General features: G+C 52.4%; 1 protein-coding gene. It reads left to right on the top strand.

The features are described 5' to 3' along the window. Window positions 1–190: 190 nt before the first annotated feature. The gene (locus tag DEO48_RS26320; RefSeq protein ID WP_109846755.1) at window positions 191–2017 is read left to right on the top strand and encodes an ATP-binding protein; all 1827 of its coding nucleotides are present in this window, start codon (window positions 191–193) and stop codon (window positions 2015–2017) included. Window positions 2018–2219 lie beyond the last annotated feature (202 nt).

Here is a 2219-nt window from a genome sequence, read left to right on the forward strand (position 1 = left end):
AACTTTTCGATAAGCCTGCCATCGCAGTGCCGGACCAGATTGCCGTGTACCACATGATAATATCGTCACCCTTCACGGTGCTGCTCGCTTAAATCGGGCGATAAATCAAACAGCCATCAATAAAAATATTCACCTGCACGATAAAATAGAGGTCAGTTCAGCTCGGCTGTTTCATCAAAAGGGAATAAACATGCGTCTGAAAAGTGTGGCGGTTAAAAATTTTCGCTGTTATGCACAAGAAGTAAGCGTCGAGTTTGATGACCTGACAACCTTTGTCGGACGCAACGATATTGGCAAATCAACGATCCTTGAAGCGCTGGAGATCTTCTTCAACAACAGCGTGGTATCGATCGAAAAAGGCGATGCCTGTATCTACAGTGGACAGGACAATGTGGAGATCACCTGCGAGTTCATCGGTCTTCCCCGTTCCCTCACACTCGACTCTGGCGCGGAAACCACGCTTCAGGAAGAGTTTTTGCTGACGGGAACCGGCTCACTGAAAATCCGAAAGATCTTTAACTGCAGTAACAAAAAGCCGGCCACAGAGATTTTCGTGATTGCAAACCACCCTGCTGCTGCCGGTTTTCAGAATCTCCTGGAGCTTAAGGAAAAAGAACTTCAGGTCAGGGTGAAAGAACTGGGGCTCGACGTTTCGCTTAAGGGAAATCCCGGGATGCGAAAAGCCATATGGGCGGCCTCAGCCGATCTGCAACTGACGGAAACGCTACTTCCCGTCAGCAAAGCCAAAGAAGACACAAAGCGTATCTGGGAGCAAATCGAAAGCTGGTTGCCCATGTTTGCACTTTTCCAGAGCGACAGAAGCAGCCGGGATTCTGACGATGAAGTACAAAGCCCGATGAAAGCCGCCATTACGGCAGCACTGGCCGAAGTCCAGGATGACATTGCCAGGATCCAGTTGCGTGTCCAGCAAAAGGCTGAAGAGATTGCCCGAAACACACATGAGGCGCTGAAAACCATTGAACCCGGCCTGGCGAAAGAGCTTACTCCCGAGTTTACACCTCCCACACCGGCAAAATGGCAGGGGCTGTTCTCTGTAGGTCTTAACACGGATGGTGGGATCCCGCTGAATAAACGCGGTAGTGGGGTACGTCGTCTGGTGCTGGTTAGCTTTTTTAAGGCCGAAGCGGAACGACGCCTTAAATCCAGCAATCGTCGCAGTATCATCTACGCCATTGAAGAGCCCGAAACCTCACAACATCCCAATTACCAGCGGATCCTGATTGAGTCATTTAAATCGCTGTCACTTGAAGCCGGTTGCCAGGTCATACTGACGACGCACAGCCCCGGCTTTGCCTCAGAGCTACCCATTGACAGTATTCGCTTTGTCTCCCGTGATACTGAAACCGGGCAACCTGTCATTCAGGCCGGTGCTGACGTTTTCGGCATCGTCACGGATACGTTGGGCGTCACACCAGACAACCGGGTCAGACTGCTGTTCTGCGTGGAAGGACCGACCGACGTCGCCGCCTTTAAGGCTCTCAGTAAAGCACTGCATGCAGAAGACAATACGCTTCCTGACCTGGAGCATGATGAGCGTGTGGCGTTTATCGTTCTGGGGGGAGGAACACTCAAGCACTGGGTGAATGAAAATTATCTTCGTGCTCTGAACCGCAGGGAGATACACATCTACGATCGTGATGTGCCTGCCTATGCTGAAGCAGTGGATGCCGTCAACGCCCGGGGTAACGGCTGCTGGGCCGCTCAGACGCTGAAACATGAAGTCGAGAGTTACCTTCATCCCGATGCTATCCACGACGCCTTTGGTGTGATGATCGCGGTCACCGATCATCCTGTCGGAGGCAAAGCTACGCCAAAAGTGTTTGCGGAAGCGTATTCACTGGCTCAACGCTTTGACGGCGTGATGAAAGATAACGCTGCCAAGGCCCGCCTGGCGGAGCGGGCTTTTCCGTTGATGACTGCGGCTCTGATCCATGAACGCGATCCGGAAGGTGAAGTCCTCGGCTGGATGCGCAGGATACGTGACATGATCCAGTGACGAAGAGCAGCCCGGCCAGCCCCTCTCTGAAATTTCTCTTTGAAGGTTAGCGGGCAACGATAACCCGAAGAGGCACACTGCGTCATCGAGATCCCCGGGACAAACAGCGAGCCTCCAGAAACGATGGATGATTATCTACCACCGTATAGCGGTATCCGTCATCCATCGCTATTTTCATCCCCGTGCATTTCCGGCTTCCGGT

The organism is Enterobacter sp. CGMCC 5087, assembly GCF_003144775.1.
Classification (GTDB): domain Bacteria; phylum Pseudomonadota; class Gammaproteobacteria; order Enterobacterales; family Enterobacteriaceae; genus Enterobacter; species Enterobacter cloacae_M.

Excerpts from the sequence above, each read along its gene's own strand:
- DEO48_RS26320 (WP_109846755.1), top strand. The coding sequence starts at position 191 with ATGCGTCTGAAAAGTGTGGCGGTTAAAAATTTTCGCTGTTATGCACAA.